The 20,798-nt window shown below is 43.2% G+C and carries 16 protein-coding genes and 2 tRNA genes; 8 read left to right on the top strand and 10 right to left on the bottom strand.

Features of this window, described 5'->3' with window-relative positions; all coding sequences use genetic code 11:
* Positions 1-118: 118 nt before the first annotated feature.
* The 7 genes from CXF58_RS10090 (at position 119) to CXF58_RS10060 (ending at position 7,381) form a co-directional block, all read left to right on the top strand.
* Positions 119-1,135, top strand: coding sequence for a hypothetical protein (locus tag CXF58_RS10090; protein ID WP_228706599.1), 1,017 nt, complete (start codon positions 119-121; stop codon positions 1,133-1,135).
* A 109-nt stretch (positions 1,136-1,244) separates the two neighbouring features.
* A complete protein-coding gene (locus CXF58_RS10085; RefSeq protein WP_102077415.1) occupies positions 1,245-1,973 on the top strand; it encodes a hypothetical protein in 729 nt (242 codons plus the stop codon).
* 210 nt (positions 1,974-2,183) lie between these two features.
* The gene (locus tag CXF58_RS10080) at positions 2,184-2,594 is read left to right on the top strand and encodes an OsmC family protein (protein ID WP_102077414.1); all 411 of its coding nucleotides are present in this window, start codon (positions 2,184-2,186) and stop codon (positions 2,592-2,594) included.
* Between the two features lie 68 nt (positions 2,595-2,662).
* Positions 2,663-3,127: a flavodoxin family protein gene (locus tag CXF58_RS10075; protein WP_102077413.1), complete on the top strand. Its 465-nt coding sequence runs from the start codon at positions 2,663-2,665 to the stop codon at positions 3,125-3,127.
* 12 nt (positions 3,128-3,139) lie between these two features.
* Complete coding sequence (locus CXF58_RS10070) at positions 3,140-3,790, top strand: DUF938 domain-containing protein (protein WP_102077412.1); 651 nt, start codon at positions 3,140-3,142, stop codon at positions 3,788-3,790.
* Between the two features lie 456 nt (positions 3,791-4,246).
* Complete coding sequence (locus tag CXF58_RS10065) at positions 4,247-6,334, top strand: catalase (RefSeq protein ID WP_102077411.1); 2,088 nt, start codon at positions 4,247-4,249, stop codon at positions 6,332-6,334.
* 264 nt (positions 6,335-6,598) lie between these two features.
* Positions 6,599-7,381: an MBL fold metallo-hydrolase gene (locus CXF58_RS10060; protein WP_102077410.1), complete on the top strand. Its 783-nt coding sequence runs from the start codon at positions 6,599-6,601 to the stop codon at positions 7,379-7,381.
* Between the two features lie 96 nt (positions 7,382-7,477).
* Here CXF58_RS10060 and CXF58_RS10055 read toward each other — a convergent pair.
* The 7 genes from CXF58_RS10055 to leuS all read right to left on the bottom strand — a co-directional run bounded on the left by CXF58_RS10055 (position 7,478) and on the right by leuS (position 16,683).
* Positions 7,478-7,553: transfer RNA gene (locus CXF58_RS10055), tRNA-Lys, on the bottom strand.
* Positions 7,554-7,709: 156 nt separating this feature from the next.
* Positions 7,710-7,785: transfer RNA gene (locus CXF58_RS10050), tRNA-Lys, on the bottom strand.
* A 388-nt stretch (positions 7,786-8,173) separates the two neighbouring features.
* Positions 8,174-10,168, bottom strand: a complete 1,995-nt coding sequence (locus CXF58_RS10045; RefSeq protein ID WP_102077409.1) for a MacB family efflux pump subunit — start codon at positions 10,166-10,168, stop codon at positions 8,174-8,176.
* Positions 10,169-10,268: 100 nt separating this feature from the next.
* On the bottom strand, positions 10,269-11,666 hold the full coding sequence (locus CXF58_RS10040; protein WP_102077408.1) for a permuted SH3 domain-containing protein: 1,398 nt from the start codon (positions 11,664-11,666) through the stop codon (positions 10,269-10,271).
* Between the two features lie 248 nt (positions 11,667-11,914).
* Complete coding sequence (locus CXF58_RS10035; RefSeq protein WP_102077407.1) at positions 11,915-12,994, bottom strand: DNA polymerase III subunit delta; 1,080 nt, start codon at positions 12,992-12,994, stop codon at positions 11,915-11,917.
* Between the two features lie 154 nt (positions 12,995-13,148).
* A complete protein-coding gene (locus CXF58_RS10030; protein ID WP_228706598.1) occupies positions 13,149-13,868 on the bottom strand; it encodes an LPS-assembly lipoprotein LptE in 720 nt (239 codons plus the stop codon).
* A gap of 97 nt (positions 13,869-13,965) precedes the next feature.
* Complete coding sequence (gene leuS, locus CXF58_RS10025; protein ID WP_416375578.1) at positions 13,966-16,683, bottom strand: leucine--tRNA ligase; 2,718 nt, start codon at positions 16,681-16,683, stop codon at positions 13,966-13,968.
* A 227-nt stretch (positions 16,684-16,910) separates the two neighbouring features.
* Here leuS and CXF58_RS10020 point away from each other — a divergent pair, with 227 nt between their 5' ends.
* A complete protein-coding gene (locus CXF58_RS10020) occupies positions 16,911-17,288 on the top strand; it encodes an arsenate reductase (RefSeq protein WP_102077405.1) in 378 nt (125 codons plus the stop codon).
* Positions 17,289-17,369: 81 nt separating this feature from the next.
* Here the strand turns inward: CXF58_RS10020 and argB are convergent, their stop codons facing one another.
* The 3 genes from argB to dut form a co-directional block, all read right to left on the bottom strand.
* On the bottom strand, positions 17,370-18,281 hold the full coding sequence (argB, locus tag CXF58_RS10015; RefSeq protein WP_102077404.1) for an acetylglutamate kinase: 912 nt from the start codon (positions 18,279-18,281) through the stop codon (positions 17,370-17,372).
* A gap of 106 nt (positions 18,282-18,387) precedes the next feature.
* The gene (locus CXF58_RS10010) at positions 18,388-20,124 is read right to left on the bottom strand and encodes a phosphohexomutase domain-containing protein (protein WP_102077403.1); all 1,737 of its coding nucleotides are present in this window, start codon (positions 20,122-20,124) and stop codon (positions 18,388-18,390) included.
* A gap of 122 nt (positions 20,125-20,246) precedes the next feature.
* On the bottom strand, positions 20,247-20,711 hold the full coding sequence (gene dut, locus CXF58_RS10005) for a dUTP diphosphatase (RefSeq protein ID WP_102077402.1): 465 nt from the start codon (positions 20,709-20,711) through the stop codon (positions 20,247-20,249).
* Positions 20,712-20,798 lie beyond the last annotated feature (87 nt).

Raw genomic sequence — 20,798 nt, 5'->3', positions numbered from 1 at the left:
GGCTATTAACAAGTGTATAGTAGTGTATGATATTTTTTTGATTACTATATTATTAATCAGGATACTGTTACTAGATTTCCGGAATGATAAATTGTTATGTTTTTCTTTGAGGATGAGTATGATTGAAGTAAAAATACCTCAAAATTTATCTCTTACCAATGCATTAAATTTCTGCAATCGCTTGTGGGATTTAGAGCATTCAGATAAATATGCGTTCAATTTTGTTAACTTGAAATTCATTGAACCATTTACGATGGCGTATGTTGCCAATGAATTAAAAAGATTTAGAAAAACTAAGTCAGAAAGTGAATTTGTAGCTTTGAATCATCAAGACAATACATACGCTGCACATATGGGTTTCTTTAGAGCTTTTGGACTCAATTGGGGAAATGAGCCTGGTCAGGCTTCTGGCAGTAGCACTTATCTTCCTTTAACAATATTGAAGGTTGCAGAATTACAAAGAGAAGCTGCTGACTCATATGATCATGTTGGAAATATAATTGAAGCTAAATCGGAAAGAATTGCAAGAATATTAACTCGTCAAGAAAATGGTGATTTGGTTGATACTCTTACTTTTTCTATTAGAGAGATAATTAGAAATATTGTTGAGCATTCTGATTCTGAAGTAATTGAGTATTGTGCACAATATTGGCCAACTAAAAACCTAGTTGAACTCGCTATCCTAGATACTGGTAATGGAATTATGAAAGGGTTATCTACTAACCCGTATTTAAAGATCAAGGACGAGAGAGAGGCTCTACACCTCGCTATGTTACCAGGAGTATCCGGTAAAATGTACAAAGGTGTCAAAAAGCGAAGAGATGATGAGTGGCAAAACTCTGGATTTGGTCTTTACATGACAAGTAGGATTTGTAGAAATGGTGGCGATTTCTTTATAGTAAGCAATGATAAAAGTATCTTTTTGGATAGTAAGTCAAAGCGAGACATCGAATGTAAGTATAAGGGGACAGCTTTAAGGCTTCGTATAGATACTAGTCGAATATATACGTATAGCGATATGCTTGCCCAGTATCGTAAAGAAGGCTTTGAGACTGCTAAAAATTTTTCTGGTAAAGACGCAATTGAACCCTCTATTGCATCTACTATGCTAGCTAGAGACTTTAAGGAAAATTAAATAATATTTTAAAATGGTAATTAGAATTGGCTTTTGCTACTTTGTGTCTAATTTAAATCACGATGTTTTAACCCCTAAAAAAACTTTATGTTGTAATTGAGATTTCACGATGAACCATACGTTTATAGATAGATATTTTGAGAGTCACCGTGCATTATTGAGTCTTGATACCATTGGTAAACATGAGGTGAATAGCTTATTTACGTATTTGAATAACCTTCATTCGACGGCTGATAAGCTCAAGGATTTGTTTGATGTTAATATCAAAGATTTTCCTGATTTTAAATTATTAAGAATCGTTAGAAACTATTTTCATCATGTTGGTGATGTGAATGAAGTTAGAATGCTTGTTTCGATTGAGAAAAATGTCCATTTTGATCGTGTTCAACACTTGATCATTCCACTTGAAACTTTTGCAAAGAGCGTAAAGTCTTTTATTGATAATGCTATGGTTCCTGAAACTAATAGGCTGTATAAGAAAAAGTTAAAGTATATTTCAAAAGAAATGGTTTCAATTTCTGAAGCCTATTCGTACAACAGAGATATTCTGAATAATATGGAGATGTGCTGCAATAAACCATCTTTAAAGCTTGACGGTGAAGTTTATGAGCTTGGTTTTGATTTATTTAGATTAATTCACAATGTTACAAACTTAATTGCTGAGCGTTGTAAGGAAGTTAAAGAGTTATCATCTAAGCCGATTATTAAAGATCTAGGTAGCGAGTTTGTACTGTCAAATAACATTGATCGAATGGACTTATTTTGTACACCGGATAAAATGCCTATCACTACCACTCAAGGAATGATCTACGCGAAGAAAGTCGAATTAGTAATATAATAAATTCTTCAACACACATTAACGAATGTGTGCCGATTTTTGCTTTGCTACAAATTATAAGCAAATATTTTTTGCCTTTCTGAGACAAATTCCGTATATAAAGTCTTGTCTTAAGAGCTTTCAACCTTAGTACTTATGGTCTAACAGTAAGTCATCTAAAAAATTTTCAAAAATGATAATTTAATAACGATCACTATCAAAGAGAACCTTATGACAACCTCAAAAGTAACCTACCAAGGCGACCTGCGCACTAATGCTATTCACTTGCAATCAAATAATGAAATCATTACCGATGCACCGACTGACAATCAAGGTAAGGGCGAGACGTTTTCACCGACTGATTTATTGGCGACGAGCTTAGCCAGTTGTATGCTGACGATTATCGGTATTAAAGCTCGTGATATGGATCTCGATATTGCAGGCACTACGGCTGAAGTGCTCAAAGTGATGGCAGCTGACCCAAGACGAGTCAGTGAAGTGCATGTTGCTATCACCTTTAATAAACAGCTAGATGATAAGACGCAAAAAATATTCTATAACACTGCGCTGACTTGTCCGGTTGCGAAAAGTATTCATCCTGATATCATTCAAAAAGTAACTATTCATTCTAAGAGCTATTAACTCTAAGAGTTATTGATTACAAGAATTGTTAATTCCAAAAACCAGTGACCTTTATAAGGATGGTTGAGATGGCTAGCAAAACCTTACTTATCGTTGCGCATGCGCCTTCACCTAATACCAAAAAACTAGCACAAGCGGCTTATGATAGTGCCAATCATCCTGAGTTAGACATTAATGTCATATTGAAGCCACCACAAGATACCCAGCCTGAAGATGTATTGGCAGCTGACGCACTATTATTAGGAACGACTGAAAATCTAGCATATATGGCAGGGTTGACCAAAGACTTCTTTGATCGTTGTTATTACCCTGTGTTAGAGAAGAAGCAAGGCATGCCTTTTGCGGTATATATTCGAGCTGGGCATGATGGGACAGGTACTAAGCTTGCGCTCAAAACCATTACCACAGGACTGCGTTGGTCATGGATTCAAGAGGCGCTGATTTTGCAAGGTGATTGGCAAAAAAATTTTACTGAGCAAGTCGAAGAGCTAGCGATGACACTGGCAGCTGGGGTAGAAGCGGGCATTTATTAATAAGGTGTTTTTATGGTTAAGGATAACTTAGGTAATATAGTTTCTAATCTACCATTTTCTCAAGCGTGTGAAAATAATCAGCAGCCGATTTTAGATGTTTTACAGCAAGAGCTGCAAGACGCTACTCATGTCTTAGAAGTCGGTTCAGGGACGGGGCAGCATAGTGTCTATTTTGCGCCACGTTTGACGCATTTACACTGGCAGACCAGTGATGTGTTTGCCAATCATGCGATTATTAATGCTTGGCATGGTGCGTATCCTGCGCCTAATTTATATGCGCCGCTAAGCTTTGACGTATCGTCTGATTCAATACCGATAAATAAGACTATCAATGCGCCTTACGATGCGGTATTTACCGCCAATACTTTGCATATTATGTCGTGGTCTTTAGTCAGTAAGTTATTTGAGTTGGTCGGTAATATGCTACCTTTAGAGGGAAAGTTCATCATTTATGGACCCTTTAACGAAAATGGCCGTTATAGCAGTGAAAGTAATCGTCAATTTGACTACAGTCTTCGGCAGCGTGATAGCAACAGCGGTATCCGTGCTTTAGAAGACATCAGAGAAGTGGCGGAAAAACAGCATTTATTGCTAATAAATCGCTATAAGATGCCCGCCAACAATGAAATATTGGTTTTTCAGAAGAAAACTGGTATGCCATAATATTTAAAAAGTATATTTTAAAAATTAATTTTTATTTTCTTAATAATCTTAGTTATATTTATCCGCCAAAACCTTAAAGTCCTTTTTATAGCGTTTAGTCATCCTTCATACATATCTGCTCATCAGCTTTTTTTGTCTTTATTCTCATCATCATTTCACTATAAAAGCGTGTTTGCAAACAGACGTGATTTGGCTGATGCGTAACCAAAAATCAACACGCTTAACGATATATGTGACATACCTAGGGCAGATTTTGAGTAATATGATTGATGAGCTTATCGATGCTGTCATGACTTAATGTCTAACAGCATTCTCATCTATCAAGAAACAATCGCGCTGAACACAGAAAATTAAACGACATGTGAAGTCAAAGCTATCTCTAAGGATATAAAACTGTGTTGGTGCTTATTTGGTGGGCTACCTGTAGTCCATTTTACTCATTAGCTAGGATATTTTATGAAGAAGAATATTGATCATACCGACCCCGCTAAAAATATGAATACCGAACGTGGGAATGGCGGTGAAACGCATCAGCGTGCCGATGGTGATACAAGAGCGATGACCACCCAGCAAGGTGTTGTCATTTCTGACAATCAAAACTCGCTTAGAGCCAATACTCGTGGCCCTACGTTATTAGAAGATTTTGTTTTACGCGAAAAAATTACGCATTTTGACCATGAGCGTATTCCTGAGCGTGTGGTGCATGCGCGTGGTAGTGCCGCCCATGGTTATTTTGAGCTGACCGAATCATTAGAAGAGTATACGACGGCGAAAATCCTTACCGAAACGGGTAAGCAGACGCCTTTATTTACCCGTTTTTCTACCGTAGCGGGTAATAAGGGCTCAAAAGATACGCCGCGTGATGTGCGCGGTTTTGCGGTGAAAATCTATACCGAAGAAGGTAACTGGGATATCGTCGGTAATAATATGCCGATTTTCTTTATTCAAGATGCGATGAAGTTCCCTGATTTGGTACACGCGGTGAAACCTGAACCTGATCGCGGTTTCCCGCAGGCGGCCTCTGCTCATGATACCTTTTGGGATTTTGTCTCGCTTAGCCCTGAAACCATGCACAATGTCATTTGGCTGATGAGTGATCGCGCGCTACCACGTAGCTTTGGTATGATGGAAGGCTTTGGTATTCACAGTTATCGTTTTATTAATAAAGATGGCAAGAGCACCTTTGTACGTTTCCATTGGAAACCAGTCCTTGGCGTACAATCGCTGATTTGGGATGAAGCAGTCAAAATCTCGGGCGCCGATCCTGATTATAATCGCCGTGATTTGTTTGAAGCGATCAATAATGGCGATTATCCAGAGTGGGAGTTCGGTGTTCAGTTATTTACTGAAGAAGAAGCCAATGAGTTCCCATTTGATCACTTAGACGCGACCAAACTGATTCCAGAAGAGTTGGTACCTGTGCGTATCGTAGGTAAAATGGTACTGAACCGTTATCCAGATAACTTCTTTTCCGAGACTGAGCAAGTGGCTTTCTGCCCATCGCATTTGCCACCGGGCATCGACTTTAGTAATGACCCATTATTGCAAGGTCGCTTATTTAGTTATCTAGATACGCAGCTGTCGCGCTTGGGCTCGCCAAACTTTGCGCAGATTCCGATTAATGCGCCAAAATGTCCGTTTGCAAACAATCAGCAAGACGGTCATATGCAAATGCAAATACCGAAAACTCGTACTCTGTATGATCCACAAAGTTTAGATCCTGAGCGCCCACGTGAAAGCGTAAAAAAAGGCTTTGAGTCGTTCCACGAGCAGCTAGATGATGGCGTTAAAGGTCGCGTACGCGCTGAAAGCTTTGCGGACCATTATAGTCAACCGCGTATGTTTTACCGTAGCCAGACGTCAGCTGAGCAAGCCCATATCGCTTCTGCCTATGCGTTTGAGCTCGGTAAAGTAGATACGCCGCATGTACGTACACGTATGCTCGGTCATCTGCGCAATATCGATGAAGACTTGGCTAAGCGTGTCTCTGATGCGCTCGGTATGGAATTGCCAGAGGCCGTAGATCCAGCAGCGCCAGTACAAGATTTGCCAACCTCTGAGCCACTACAAACGATTGGTCGTACACCAAAGAGCCTAAAAGGTCGTATGATTGGTATCTTAGTCGCTGAAGGCTCAAAGCATAGTGAGATTCAGAAGTTCGAAGAGGCGGCTATGGCAGAAGGTGCGCGCGTTAAGATTGTAGCACCAAATAAAGAAGTCACTTTAGATGATGGCACTATCATACAAGCCGATGAGCGTGTCGCTGGTGGTCCGTCAGTCATGTTTGATGCGGTGGTTAGTATCATTATGCCTGACCAAGCGAAGAAGCTGGCTAAAGACAGCGCAACATTGGATTGGTTCAATGATGCTTATGTGCACTGCAAAGCGATTGCTTATTGCGGCGCGACCGATGAGTTTATCTTAAGCAAACTACCCGTTGAAAAAGATGCGTTTGTGACGCCACTCGCTGAGCTTGATAGCTTTATTGAAAATGCCAAATCACGTTTGTGGGAGCGTGAGCCAAAGGTACGCGACTTGGCCTAATTGACATTTAGCTTATTAACTCCCTCTTTTAATAATAAAAAACTCAGCCGCTGCGCTGGGTTTTTTATTGGGTAACGTTTTAAATATCCTATCAATGCGTTATCAGCGATTTATCTCTAGTCACAAGCGTTCACTCAAAGACATTTATTTTAGTATAACGGGCGTTATACTAAAGGATAAGTTTTCATCGTATTAGCAATAAGATTAATAAATCATTTGTGAATGAATCATAGGAATGACAAGATAAGCGGTCAAGGAAGATAAATGAGTTTATGTCAAATCGTACGTTTGGATGGCTATATTCAAAGTAGCTATCTGGCGGTTTATCCAGATAAATTAATGCTATTGGACGGCGGTTGTCGCCCTGATGTGGCGCTGGTGTTGGATTATATTAAAGATACGCTAAAGCGTCCTATTACTGATTTAAAAGTAGTGGTCGTTACCCATATGCATCCAGATCATGCAGGCGGCGCGCATAAGCTTAGAAAAGCGACTGGTTGCTTGATTGTCTCGGCTGCTAGAGAAACGCAGTGGTATAGCGGCATCGGCGGGCAAGTTATGCATTTGATTGATTTGGGTTTGGCTCACTATGTGGCCAAGCGTCAAGGGAGTCCTTTTAAAAGGCTCTGGTATCCTGCGCATTTACAGCCTGATTTGACCGTTAGTGATGGCGATACCGTACCGCATTTTGATGATTGGCAGGTGTTTGAAACGCCAGGGCATACAGATCGTGATTTATCCTTATTTCATCTGCCAAGTCGTCAAGTTTATACCGCCGATTTAATCATCAAGCTGCGCCATAAGTTTGTCGCGCCATTTCCTATTTATGATCCCAAAGTTTATATCCAGTCGCTACAAAAGGTAAAAGACTTACAACCGTCTAATGTCATGATGGCGCATGGCTGTGAGTTGGGTATCGATGCTGCAACTTTTGACAGTCTAATTGCACAAGCGCCTAAGCGTCGGCGCACCATCAAAGATACCATTAAACATAAATTGCTTTGGCGCCAAGATGATGGCTTTAGCCTCCGTAAGCGTAAAAGTTGAAAGCTAAAAACGTTTACGCTATAAACTAAAGCTTCACCAAAATAAAAAGCGCATAAAAAAAAGCCCAATCATTTAATGATTGGGCTTTCTTAAATATGGTGGGCCGACCGCGACTCGAACGCGGGACCAATTGATTAAAAGTCAACTGCTCTACCAACTGAGCTATCGGCCCTGAGAAGCGTTAAAAAATTGCATGACAATTTTAGCTTCGCAAGATAAATTTCCTTAAAGGGAAATTTATTAAAACTAGACATCAAAAACAATGTCTTTAAACTTATTACGCTACTACCGGATAGGGTAGCATACATGATAAGCATCATACTAAATATGGTGGGCCGACCGCGACTCGAACGCGGGACCAATTGATTAAAAGTCAACTGCTCTACCAACTGAGCTATCGGCCCTGAAGAGCGTATAAAAAAAGCAATGCTTTTTTAGCTCTGCAAGATAAATTTCCTTAAAGGAAAATTTATTAAAACCAGACATCTAAAAAATGTCTTAAGCTTAATTTCTTTATTTATGGATTAACCAATATCAAAAGAGGCAATAAGCTTGTTTACCCGTTTAGATTATTTGTATCTCTAAACGTGAGAGCACATTATATATATAATTATGACAATTACAACCCCGAATGCTAAAAAAAGTGCAAATCCGTGTAAATTAATCCTATTTTTTTAAATTTAAGCGTTAACTGACTTTTAGAGACCTTAGAATTTTATAATAATTACGTTTTGAGAGCCATTTTCACCCTTGTTTTTAACGCTATCCTTTAACTTTATTCCTAAAACTATTCTAATCTCTAGACAGTGCTTCTACTGGATCTAATTTGGCAGCGTTACGAGCGGGTAAGAAGCCGAAAACAACGCCAATCAGCGTCGAGCAAATAAAGGCGGCAATAATAGATGTTGGTGAGTAGATGACTTGAAAGCTGTCACCGCCAACACGATTGATGATTTCACCGATGGCAAACGCCAGCCCAATCCCCAATAGTCCGCCTAAAATACAGACCAAAACGGCTTCAATGAGAAACTGCTGCATAATATCGCTTTGACGGGCACCAACGGCCATCCGTACGCCAATCTCGTTGGTGCGCTCGGTCACCGATACCAGCATGATATTCATGACACCAATACCGCCGACGATTAACGAGATAATAGCGATAGAGGATATCAGCAAGGTCATCGTTGCGGTAGTCGCTTCAATGGTTTGGCGAATCGAGTCGGAGTTGCGTATGCGAAAATCATCGGTGCCATGCCGACCTATCATAAGCTCAGAGATGGCAGCTTCAGCGGCGGCGGAGGAGATATTGTTATCAATCAGCGCGACAAAGCTTTCAATATAAGCGCTGCCTATCAGCCGCGACATCATGGTGGTGTAGGGCATATAGAGCGTGGGCGAATCGACGCTACGACGAAAGCCGCCATCGTTTGGCTCTAAGACGCCAATAACGCGCCCAGGAACGCTGCCTATGAGTAAAACTTCGCCAATCGGATTGGCATTGTCGGGAAAAAAGGTTTTATTGGCATTATCATCGATAATAATATCTTGGGTACGGCGCAGGATACTTTGTTCATCGAAACCTTGACCTAGAGCCAATTTTTCACCGCTGACATCAAGATAGTCTTTACCAACACCGCTAATGCTAGCGGCTTCTTGGACATTACGATAGCGGACGTTCATATTGCTATTGAGTTGCGGGCTGACACTGACCACATAAGGTTGGTCAGCGACCGCTTGGGCGTCTTGCGGGGTTAGATTGTCATCGTTGTACTGCCGCCTAGGGTCGCCGTAGGGGTAGCCATCGGTGACGGTGATGGTATTGGTACCTAAAGAGCTGATATTGGACAATATCTGCTCTTGTGAGCCTTTACCAAGACCGACGACTGATACCACTGACGCAATACCAATGATAATTCCTAACATCGTCAATAAGGTGCGCATTTTATGAGCGCGCATGGCTAGCAAAGACATTTTAAACGCTTCAAATAAGCGGTCGATAAAGCTGCTAAACGCGCTTTTACGGTGCTTATCTATGACAGCGGCTGGCTGTGGTTCTGCATGCTGATAATCGTCGTTTTTATAGTCGGCAATGATATAGCCGTCTTTGATTTCGATGACGCGTTCGGCTTGGGCGGCAAGGCTAGGGTCGTGGGTGACCATGATGATGGTATGACCTTGGGCATTTAAATCTTTGAGGATTTGTACGACATCTTCGCCCGATTTACTATCAAGCGCACCCGTTGGCTCATCGGCTAAGATGATATCGCCGCCATTCATTAGCGCCCTTGCGATAGAGACACGCTGCTGCTGCCCACCTGAGAGTTGGCTTGGACGATTATTTACCTTGTCGCCGAGTCCTAAGTCTGACAGTAGCTTTTCGGCACGTTCGCTGCGCGCTTGCCCATCCATCCCTGCATAGACTGCTGGGACAGAAACGTTGTCGCGGGCGTTGATATCACCCAATAAATGATAACGCTGAAAAATAAAACCAAAGTGCTCACGGCGTAACTTTGCCAACTCATCGGCATCTAGGCGGCTGACCGATTGACCAAATATTTTATAGTCGCCCGCCGTTGCTTGATCTAAGCAGCCCAAGATATTCATCAAGGTCGATTTGCCTGAGCCCGATTGGCCAATGATAGCGACCATCTCACCTTGATTGATGGTCAAATTGATATCATGTAAGACGCGAATGGTCTGCTCGCCAGCTGGAAATTCTCTAATCAAGCCTTTGACTTCCATCAAAGGCTGATCAGTGGCATTAAGCGTCGGGTCTTGATTACTCATTTGCTATCCTGCTTATCTCAAATCTTAAGTCATTATCAAAGCCAAAGCTGATGTACTGCTGGCGCCGATTTATTTAAATATTCTTAGCAAACTTTAAATACTAGAAGGGTCGACCGCCTCTGCCACCTTTACCGCCTTTGCCTTTATCAGCACCTTCCTCGCTTAATATGACTTCATCACCTTCTTTTAGACCGCTTAATATTTCCGCATTAACCCGGTTATTGATACCGACTTTGACCGTTTGCTCAACGACTTCGCCATCGGCTTTAAGGACACGTACCATCGCCGTGGTTGCACCAGAGTCATTTTCCGAAAGAGAATTCTTATTGACACTCGCGGCAGTATTAGCAGTAGCTGCGCCCTTTTTAGCATTACCAGACTTGCGAGATTTACTGGCAGGCTGTAAGGCTGCAGAGGGAATAAGTAGCGCGTTTTTTGCTTGGTTGATGACGATATAAACTTGCGCAGTCATATCAATACGAAAGCGGCGCTCGGTATTGGGCACTTCGATATAACCGACGTAGTAGATGGCGGCATCGGTCGAGCTGGTATCACTGATTTTCTCAGGAGCTGGTTCAATCGCTTTGAGGGTTGCGTCGTATTTTTGGTCGGGATTACCGATAATATTAAAATAAACGGGTAAGCCTGCTTTGACGTTAATGACGTCGGCTTCAGAGATTTGCGCATTGATACGCACGGTGGATAAATCCGCTAAGGTCACAATGGTTGGCGCAGTCTGATTGGCGTTGACCGTCGTCCCTTGCTCAGTGGTCACCGATACCACTGTTCCTGACATCGGCGCACGGATGGTGGTATAGCTTAAATCTTCCTTAGCCGTGCTGACGTTGGTTTGAGATTTACGTAATGCTGCCTGTTGACTGTTGATATTGGCCTCCGTTGTTGCAATCGCTGCTTTTGCGGTATCGATAGCAGCGCGCGCATTGGCGACTGATGCTTGGGCAGTAGCAACTTTGGTCGCTTGCGTATCGTAATCTTGCTGTGATATCGCATCGATAGCCAGTAAACCTTGCAAGCGTGAGAAGTCTGCTTGCGCTTGTCTGAGCTCAGCTTGACGGCTGGCAAGATCCGCTTGCGCACTTTTTAGACTTGCTTGACGACTTAGCGACTCGGCACGGGCACTCTGTAGCGCCGCTTCACTTTGCTCGAGGCTCGCTTGCTCATTACTTAAATTATTCTTTTGGGTCACCTGATCAATCTGCGCAATTAAATCGCCTTTTTTGACTTCATCGCCGACGTCGACAAATAGCCGCGTTACTTCACCAGATACCTGCGCCCCAACATCGACGGTATTTAACGCCTTTACTTTACCCGATGCCATGACGTTATTTTCGATATCGCCAATCTCAGCGGTCGCCGTTAGATAGTTGGGTGTGGTGTCTTTTGGTTTGAAGGTTTTGTAGGCTAAAGCCCCTAAAGCTACGATGACAAGGGCAATAATGCCCCATTTAATAGCAGACTTTTTGCTCATTTTGCGCATGACAACAATCCAATCACAGTTAAATCAAGTGTAGCTATAGTAGAGGCTTGGCGCCCAAAAGGGAATGGCAATTAGTTTGCGAAACGTTAAGAGGAAGAATTGTAGCGGTAATAATTATTAAATTTTAAACAAAAAAATAACCCTATACAGAGGGTTAAATAAGAAAAAATGATGAGTTGTTTAGTAATAAATGCTTTAGATGATGACGCGGGACAGGAAGACGTTTTTTTGCTTGCTTGCCTGATAGTCTAATGGGCTTTAAACAGACGTTGCCCTGATAGCTCAAGGGCTGCTTGTAATAATAACTCCCACGCTGGTTGGCGCACCAAACCCTTAATCGCTTGGTCACATTTATAAAGCAATGCTGGCCAAGTGGCCGTTTGAGCTTTTGAGTGGCGGCGGCACGCTTGCTGATATAGGCCTTGTTTGCTACGCCAAATGCCAAGTGCTTGCGGGTCTTGTCCATCCATTAGTTGTATAATCTGGCGCATGTCTTTACTAATTGCCCATAAAACCAAAGTGGTTGGTTCATCAGTGGCTTTAAGTTGAAAGATAATTTTGGCAACTTGGGCGCTATTGCCAGCAAGCATGGCATCGGATAAATCGAACACACTAAACTGCGCATCACTGACCAATGCCGCTTGTAAATCATTAATATCTAATGCCACGTTTGTCAGAGGCTGGCTAGAAGGGTTTTCATGACTAGTATTTTTACTATCAACCTCTGCCATCAATTGCGGCGCAAATAAATACGATAGCCGCCACAAGGTTTGATAGGCACTAAGCAGATGATGTTCGGTATGTGACATCAAGAGTTGCCACGCTTCTTGCGATAAGGTTAAGCCAAACTGCTGGGCTTGTATCTGCAATAACTGCTGGCGCTGCTGCTCGTTATACAAATTGCAATCGATAATATGACCATATTGCGCAAACGGTGCAAACCATTTGCTGGTCTGCGCGCGTTTGTCTTGCTTTGGTGTGAGCCATAACAAGCTATGGCTATGCGCCCCTGTCTGCGCATCGATGGCAAAACGTTCAAGCTCGGCAATAACGGCTTTATCAGGTTTATGGTTGCCTGTTACGATAAGCGCACTTGCATCATCGAATAAAGACTGACTACCAAGCTCTGACAACACTTCTTGCCAACTCTTCACTGATACCAGCTCGATACGCTTAATGGCATAATTCTGTGCGCGCCAATGCGGACGCAGCGCATCGATAAGCCATTGACTGAGTAACGGCTCATCACCGTGCGCCAACCACAAGCCCGCTACTGCAACGGAAGGCTGTAGCAGTTTTGGATAAGCTTGTATAAAGGTATTTTGCATAGAGAGAATGACACAAGGTTATGAATAGGTGATTAAAGCTGGTTATATTTAAACGCTTTAAACAGAAAAGCGTTTAAATCAAAGTGTTTAAATATAGGCAGTTTTAATAAGGATGTTTTTAAAAACTTAATTTTTAAAACTAAATATAGCAATATTAAGATTGCGGTACGATAACAACAGTAGATACTGAGCCTTTACCATTTTGCATAGCTGATTTGGTGCTATTAGGCGCAACTTTAGGCAGCGCAATTGCCACATATTGGTCAGTAATTCGGCGTGCTAAACTATCGTAAAGCCAATCACGAATTTGATCGCCCTGCTGATCATCGGTACTTACCGATGCTTCGTTATACTGGTAGCTACGCTCAACTTGGATAGGGTTGGTTAGTGTTATCGGTTTGCCATTTTCTACACTTTGATAGCTAACATCAGCTGACATTACCAAGCGAATCTCTGTTAAGACGCCAACTAACTCGTAACGCTTAAAGCGGACATTGTTCACGGTGATTGCCGCGATAGGTTCAGCGCCCGCTTTTTGGTTATTGTTAGCGACATCTGCTAAGGTCATATTATCAATAACCTCGACCCCTAACGCTTTTAAGCGACTGACGAGGGGCAGTTTTAATGGAAATGAGGTGCGATTGTCTTCGATAATCACCGCGGTTTTGTTGACGTCAAACAACATCGGCGCATCATAGCCGCGTAGCTGAAAGCCGCAACCACTAAGACTAGCACCTGCGCCCAAAACTGCAAACATTGGCAAGGCGGTCAGTAGCATCGTTGCCAGTTTTTGCGCGCTTGATTTATAAGTCATGGTGCTTTGTCCGTCTGATTTTGCTTGCTGTGCCTGCAAAGCTCGGTGCTTATACGACATAATCGCTATCCTTATTTTGATAAGAAGACCCAAGAAAGAGAGTTTGAAAACGCCATGATTGAAGTCGCAGCGTTTAAAAACTTAATCCTTAAAAGATCTAGCCTGCCACCACGATATTAACCAGTTTATTCGGTACGACGATTTCTTTTTTAATCTCGCCTGTAAGGAATTTTGCCACGCCTTCAAGCGCTTTTGCTTGCGCTTTTAGCTGCTCAGGATCGCTATTAGGTGCGACATCCATTTTACCGCGCATTTTACCGTTCACCTGCACCACCATTGTAATCATATCTTGCACGAGAGCGCTTGTATCGACTTCTGGATAGCCTAGGGTAACGGTATCCATACCTAATTGCTCAAGCAAATGCTCACCGATGTGCGGCGCGTATACCGAGAGGATAATCAATAAATCAATCAAAGCTTCATGCTGTACTTGCAAGTCTTGCTCGCCGTTTGCTTTAAAGTTAGCAAGCTCATTGGCAAGCTCCATTAAGCTAGAAACTGGCGTATTAAGTGCCAAGCGTTTACCCAAATCACTATCAATCTTGCCAATGGTTTCATGGGTTTTACGGCGTAGGGCTTTGGCTTCTTTGCTTAAGTTATCGGTATTGAGTGCTGCATTATTAAGCTGCTCAAGGGTTAAATTGGCAGCAGTCAGTGCTTGCATGTGCTCGGTCGCAATGCGCCAAACTTTTTTAACAAAGTTATAAGGGCCTTTTAGCGCATCATCTGACCATTCAAGGGTTTGGTCGGCAGGCGCAGTAAATAGCGTATATAAACGAACGGTATCCGCGCCATATTTATCAATGGTAAGTTGTGGGTCGACGCCGTTGTTTTTTGACTTCGACATTTTCTCGATTTTACCAATGGTCACCGGTTGACCGTCAGATTTCAAAGTCGCTTTAATCGGCTGACCGCGTTCGTTATAGTCGATATCGATGTCTTCGGTGAAGTAATAAGTGGTACTGCCATCGCTATTTACGCGGTAGAAAGTACCAGCAAGTACCATACCTTGGGTCATCAGATTGGCAAATGGCTCATCGCCTGATACCAAGTTTTCATCGCGCATGAGCTTATGGAAGAATCGCGCATAAAGCAAATGCATCACCGCATGCTCGACACCGCCGATATATTGGTCGACTGGCAACCATTTATTGGCCGCAGATTTGTTGACCATATTGGTTGTATCGTGCGGACTGGCAAAGCGCGCATAGTACCAGCTTGATTCGACAAAGGTATCAAAGGTATCGGTTTCGCGCTCAGCAGGATTGCCACATTTAGGACAAGTGGTATTGACAAATTCTGGGATATTTTTTAGTGGATTACCGCGACCGTCGGGGACGACGTCCGTTGGTAGCACCACTGGCAAATCTTGCTCTTCAACCGGCACCGTACCGCAATGCTCACAGTTGACCATGGGGATAGGACAGCCCCAATAGCGCTGGCGAGAAACACCCCAATCGCGCAGACGGTATTGGATTTTTTTCTTGGCAAGCTGTTGCGGTTCAAGCTTCGCTAGCATGGCTTCAAACGCTTGCTCGAAGTCCATACCATCAAATTCGCCTGAATTGACTAAGGTATTGCGCTCGGTATAAGCGCGGTTACTTTGCGTATTATTGGCTTTGGCATCGGCTTCTACTTGATCTAAAAAGCCAGCAGGAATGTCAATCACTTGTTTAATAGGCAAATTGTATTTAGTCGCAAACTCGTAATCGCGCTCGTCGTGGGCAGGAACCGCCATCACCGCACCTGAGCCATAGCTCATCAGTACATAGTTGGCAACCCATACGGGCACTTCTTCGCCAGTTAAAGGATGAGTGACGGTCAGACCAGTATCCATGCCAATTTTTTCCGCTTTAGCCAAATCCGCTTCAGCAACTGAGCCTTTTTTACACAGCGCATTAAACTGGGCAATCGCCTCATCTTGTTCAGCAGCATATTGTGCCAATGGATGCTCGGCTGCGACCGCGACATAAGTCACGCCCATCAAGGTATCTGGACGCGTCGTGAACACATCTAAGGTGTTGGTTTCGCCTGCCAGCTCATAAGGGAAATGGACTTCCATACCGGCACTACGACCAATCCAGTTGCGCTGCATGGTCAGTACTTCTGATGGCCAGTGACCTTCTAACTGGTCTAAATCATCAAGCAGCTCATCGGCATAATCGGTGATGTTGAAGTAATACATCGGGATATCGCGCTTTTCGACTGGTGCGCCACTACGCCAGCCTTTACCGTCAATGACTTGCTCATTGGCTAACACGGTATTGTCGACCGGATCCCAGTTGACGGTGGCAAGCTTTTTATAAACCAAGCCTTTTTTGTATAACTGTAAAAATAACCACTGCTCCCACTGATAATACTCAGGGCTACAAGTGGCAAATTCGCGTGACCAATCAATCGATAAGCCAAGTAATTTAAGCTGTGCGCGCATGCTATCAATATTGGCAAACGTCCATTTAGCAGGCGGCGTCTGATTGGCAATTGCCGCGTTTTCTGCTGGCAGACCAAAACCATCCCACCCCATTGGCTGCATGACTTCATAACCTTTAAGGCGATAATAACGGCTTAGCACATCAGAGATGGTATAGTTACGCACGTGACCCATATGCAGCTTACCGCTTGGGTAAGGGAACATCGACAGCATATAGCGACTTGGTTTGTCACTTGGCTCGTTACTGACTTCAAAGCGCTTGTCAGTTGCCCATTTGGCTTGCTGCGCGGCTTCAATAAGTTGCGGCTGATACTGGGCGTTATCGATAGAAGTATTATTGGTATGGGTAGTATTAGCAGTTTCTGCTGTCACGGCGTTGCTCATAGTTGGCTCGGAATAGGTTGTTACAGATAAATTGGGTAAAATTTTACAATGCCATAGCATAGCGTAATTTGGCAAAAATTGCGACGATATGATGGGGTGTTTGCTCACCGTAAAGGCGATAAATCTGCAAAGTGAATACGCTTATGACTGTTTTTGTCGTCATAAACCACATGCTGATGTCAGTTAGGTATAATAACCAAAATAATGATCATTGATTTGGAGTTTTTATGACCATCACTATTTACGGCATCAAATCTTGTAGCACCATGAAAAAGGCTTTTACTAAGCTTGATGAGCTAGGCGTTAGCTATGACTTTCATGACTATAAAAAGCAAGGCATTGATAAAGAAAGTGTTCAACGCTGGATAGAAAGTTTAGGCATTGACAAAGTATTGAATAAACGCGGCACGACTTGGCGTAAGCTCACCGATGAGCAAAAACAAGCGGCCGATAGCGATGTGGATAACGCCATTGATTTGCTGATAGAAAATACCAGTATGATTAAGCGTCCGATCGTTGAAGGTCAGCTGGCAGATAAAAATAATGGTCAGCCGATACTGTTATGCGGTTTTGATGAAGCTGAGTTTGATAAAGCTTTTTCGTAAGGTAGGTTTTTAAACAAGCACAAAAGCCCGAACTTAAATGTTAAGCTCGGGCTTTTGTATACTAAAAATTACCACAGCTCACTAGCTCATTGATGAATCTAAATCACGGCTAATCAAGGTGCCGACGCCTTCGTTGGTGAAAATCTCGAGCAGCGTGGCATGTGGCACACGACCATCGACAATAACCGCGCTTTTTACGCCGCTACGTACTGCGTCAAGCGCGCATTGAATCTTAGGAATCATACCACCTGAGATAATACCATCTTCAATAAGACCATCGACTTTCTTTGGGGTGAGTCCAGTGACCACTTCCCCATCACGGCCCAACACGCCTTTAATGTTGGTCAGTAGCATCAGCTTTTCTGCTTGCAAAAACTCTGCAACCTTACCAGCGACCAAATCGGCATTGATATTATACGTATTGCCCTCAGAATCGACCCCAAGCGGGGCGATAACAGGGATAAAATCAGAGGCAATCAGCATATTAATCACGTCTTTATTAACGCTGACCACATCACCGACGAAGCCCAAATCAACGGGTGCCGCTACACCATCTGCGCCAATTTTTTCCATCATTAGTTTTTTGGCTAGGATTAAATTGGCGTCTTTACCCGTCAGACCAATCGCGCGCCCACCGTGCTTATTGATTAAGCTAACAATCGATTTATTGACGCTACCGCCGAGCACCATCTCGACGATATCCATGGTGCTTTTGTCAGTCACGCGCATGCCGTCGATACGATCAGATTGACGGCCGAGCTCTTTTAACAAATTATCGACTTGTGGACCGCCGCCGTGCACGACCACAGGATGCATACCAACGGTTTTTAATAACACGATATCACGGGCAAACGAGCTTTCAAGCGCAGGGTCGGTCATGGCATTGCCGCCGTATTTGACGACGATGAGCTTATCAACAAAGCGTTGAATATAAGGCAGCGCCGTGGTTAATACTTCTGCGGTAATTTTGGCTTCATCCAAATTAAGCGTCATGACAAGCTCCTAAAAGATAGGGTTAAGCGGTGGATTGATTGAAAGTTTTTGTTTCTCTCTGGCGTTTTCTAATAAAATAAATGGTAAAAAATCAGTTAAATAATACCTATTCAGCAACAATAGCCAAGATTTGCATCGCTAGCGTCTTGTTAAAGGGGCGGCATAAGGCGGCAAATCTCGTTTGAATATCGATAAGGTCGTCGATGCTATCACCAGCAAAGCGCACGGTCAGATTTTGACTGGTATTTGATTGGCGCAATACGCCAAACCCGCGCGCAAAATCTAAGCGCACGCCATCGATACAGCTAAGCTTGGTGCTCACTGGCAATAGCGTTTGCGCCTGCTCTAAAGTAGTAGATTGGCTTTGCTGCGAGCACATACAAAGTGACGGCGCACAGGCGACCACAGCTTGCGGGTCTAGTTGCTCAATAATGGCAGTCGATGTCGCATGAACCAATTGCTGTAAATACTGACAAAATCTTGCCAGTTGCTGCACAATAGAGCAGTCGTTAGCTATGGTTTTTGGTAGCGGTAAATAATGGTCCGCAGTACTAACGATAACCGGTAAGCCTTTAACAATACCGGCTAGATTGGTTGTGTGAGTTGGCTCGTTGCGTTGAGGTTTTGCCAACCAATGCAGCAGTCGTAGTGCCGCATACATGGCGTCATCGTAAAGTATAAAGCGGCTATCATTAAAAATAAAATGCCCAGATAACTCACCGGCAAAGATTATTTGACCGTCAGACTGCTGCATTTGTTGGCGCATGAGGCTGCTGCCAGTTTTACTAAGCACAGGCGTGGCGCCAATTTCACTGATAAGCTTTGGCAGATGATGACAGCATTTAATATCAAAGAGCACGTGCGCGCTTGTTAGCGAAGTCTTTAAGATTTGTGGACGCTCAATAACCGCTATTTTTGCTAATAAGTAAAGCAAATGGTCGGGCGTGACGACTTTGCCCCGATTATCAACCACCATTAACCGATCGCCATCACCATCAAAGGCGATACCTATATCTGCTTGATGAAGCAGTACGCTTTGCTGTAATTGCTTAAGACGCTGCGGCTCAGTCGGGTCCGGATTGCCAGTAGGAAAATCACCGTTTGGCGTATCGTTAAGTGTAATGACCTGCTCGCAAAAACGTGCAAATAAAGGCTTGGCGATATTGCTGGTAGCGCCATGCATACAATCAATGACTACCACCAAATCAAGTTTAGAGGAGGGTGGTTGATTATCTTCTACAGTTTGATTAAGAGGCTGATAGATTTGCTTAAAAACTTGCGTAATGGCGTCGCTATAAGCGCTTGCGACTTGCTTAGCAGGTAACTGCTGCTGTTTATAACGCACAGGCTGGTCATTGGTTTTTACAGACGAATTTTGCGAATTATAACTAGCTAGTTGTTGATATAACGTTTGAATATCGGCGCTGCTAGGCGAGATATGATTGACTAACCATTTCACCCCTAAAATATCTTTAGCAGAGTGGCTGGCAGTGACGATAATGCCATGACCCTGATATTGCTCCGCCCAAAAAATCATCATCGGCGTAGTCACTAAGCCCAGTTGAAAGACTTGTAGACCATGCTGAGACAAGATATCAGCAAATATTTGCGCCATGCTATCGCTACCGTCACGCACATCATGACCAACAACGACAATGGTTTTTTCGTTAGTGCTTTGGCTACTATTTTCGTCAATATTTTCGTTATGAATACTTGGCTGGACTTGATAAAGATGCGCAAACGCATTTCCCAAGGCATGAATAAAGGCATCGGTAAAAAGCTGGCGCGACCCACGAATATCATAAGCACGAAATAAGGAGTGCTGCGCAGCAAAAGACGGCATCGCTTACTCTCCTTATAGTCGTGATAAATGGGGTAATAGTGAATGAAAAATCGCTGATTATTTTTATTGCTACGATTGATGCTAAATGAAAATCCAATGATGTTTAATGCTTATATTCAATGCTACTGACGACCAGAATGGCCAAAACCGCCTGCACCGCGCGCGCTGGTATCGCTAAATTCTGTCACCACTTCAAACTCAGGGCGAGCAACTGGTACAACCACATACTGCGCCATACGTTCTGCTGGGTTTAAGACAAAATCTTCATTACTGCGATTCCAAATACTAACCATCAGCTCACCTTGATAATCAGCATCAATCAAGCCGACCAAATTACCCAAGACGATACCATGCTTATGACCGAGACCTGAGCGTGGTAAAATCATACCCGCAAAATTAGGGTCTTGAATATACACCGCAAGTCCAGTGCCAATCAAATGCGTCGCCCCAGCTTTAATGGTCAAAGGTTCATCAATGCAAGCACGCAAGTCAATACCTGCGCTGCCATCGGTGGCGCGCGTCGGTAGCGAGAACGCTTTATCTTCAATAATTTTAGGGTTTAAAACTTTAACTTGTACAGCTTGCATAACGCACTCACTTAACGATGTAATGGTTTTTTAAACGAAATAGATCACATTTTTAACGGTTAGGTTTTAAATGCTTAACAACAACTA

Source organism: Psychrobacter sp. Sarcosine-02u-2 (genome assembly GCF_002836335.1).
Classification (GTDB): domain Bacteria; phylum Pseudomonadota; class Gammaproteobacteria; order Pseudomonadales; family Moraxellaceae; genus Psychrobacter; species Psychrobacter faecalis.
The sequence above is the reverse complement of the archived record's forward strand: the minus strand, read 5'-3'. Positions and strand labels throughout refer to the sequence as shown.

Excerpts from the sequence above, each read along its gene's own strand:
- CXF58_RS10090 (WP_228706599.1), top strand. The coding sequence starts at position 119 with ATGATTGAAGTAAAAATACCTCAAAATTTATCTCTTACCAATGCATTA.
- CXF58_RS10085 (WP_102077415.1), top strand. The coding sequence starts at position 1,245 with ATGAACCATACGTTTATAGATAGATATTTTGAGAGTCACCGTGCATTA.
- CXF58_RS10080 (WP_102077414.1), top strand. The coding sequence starts at position 2,184 with ATGACAACCTCAAAAGTAACCTACCAAGGCGACCTGCGCACTAATGCT.
- CXF58_RS10075 (WP_102077413.1), top strand. The coding sequence starts at position 2,663 with ATGGCTAGCAAAACCTTACTTATCGTTGCGCATGCGCCTTCACCTAAT.
- CXF58_RS10070 (WP_102077412.1), top strand. The coding sequence starts at position 3,140 with ATGGTTAAGGATAACTTAGGTAATATAGTTTCTAATCTACCATTTTCT.
- CXF58_RS10065 (WP_102077411.1), top strand. The coding sequence starts at position 4,247 with ATGAAGAAGAATATTGATCATACCGACCCCGCTAAAAATATGAATACC.
- CXF58_RS10060 (WP_102077410.1), top strand. The coding sequence starts at position 6,599 with ATGAGTTTATGTCAAATCGTACGTTTGGATGGCTATATTCAAAGTAGC.
- CXF58_RS10045 (WP_102077409.1), bottom strand. The coding sequence starts at position 10,168 with ATGAGTAATCAAGACCCGACGCTTAATGCCACTGATCAGCCTTTGATG.
- CXF58_RS10040 (WP_102077408.1), bottom strand. The coding sequence starts at position 11,666 with ATGCGCAAAATGAGCAAAAAGTCTGCTATTAAATGGGGCATTATTGCC.
- CXF58_RS10035 (WP_102077407.1), bottom strand. The coding sequence starts at position 12,994 with ATGCAAAATACCTTTATACAAGCTTATCCAAAACTGCTACAGCCTTCC.
- CXF58_RS10030 (WP_228706598.1), bottom strand. The coding sequence starts at position 13,868 with ATGTCGTATAAGCACCGAGCTTTGCAGGCACAGCAAGCAAAATCAGAC.
- leuS (WP_416375578.1), bottom strand. The coding sequence starts at position 16,683 with ATGAGCAACGCCGTGACAGCAGAAACTGCTAATACTACCCATACCAAT.
- CXF58_RS10020 (WP_102077405.1), top strand. The coding sequence starts at position 16,911 with ATGACCATCACTATTTACGGCATCAAATCTTGTAGCACCATGAAAAAG.
- argB (WP_102077404.1), bottom strand. The coding sequence starts at position 18,281 with ATGACGCTTAATTTGGATGAAGCCAAAATTACCGCAGAAGTATTAACC.
- CXF58_RS10010 (WP_102077403.1), bottom strand. The coding sequence starts at position 20,124 with ATGCCGTCTTTTGCTGCGCAGCACTCCTTATTTCGTGCTTATGATATT.
- dut (WP_102077402.1), bottom strand. The coding sequence starts at position 20,711 with ATGCAAGCTGTACAAGTTAAAGTTTTAAACCCTAAAATTATTGAAGAT.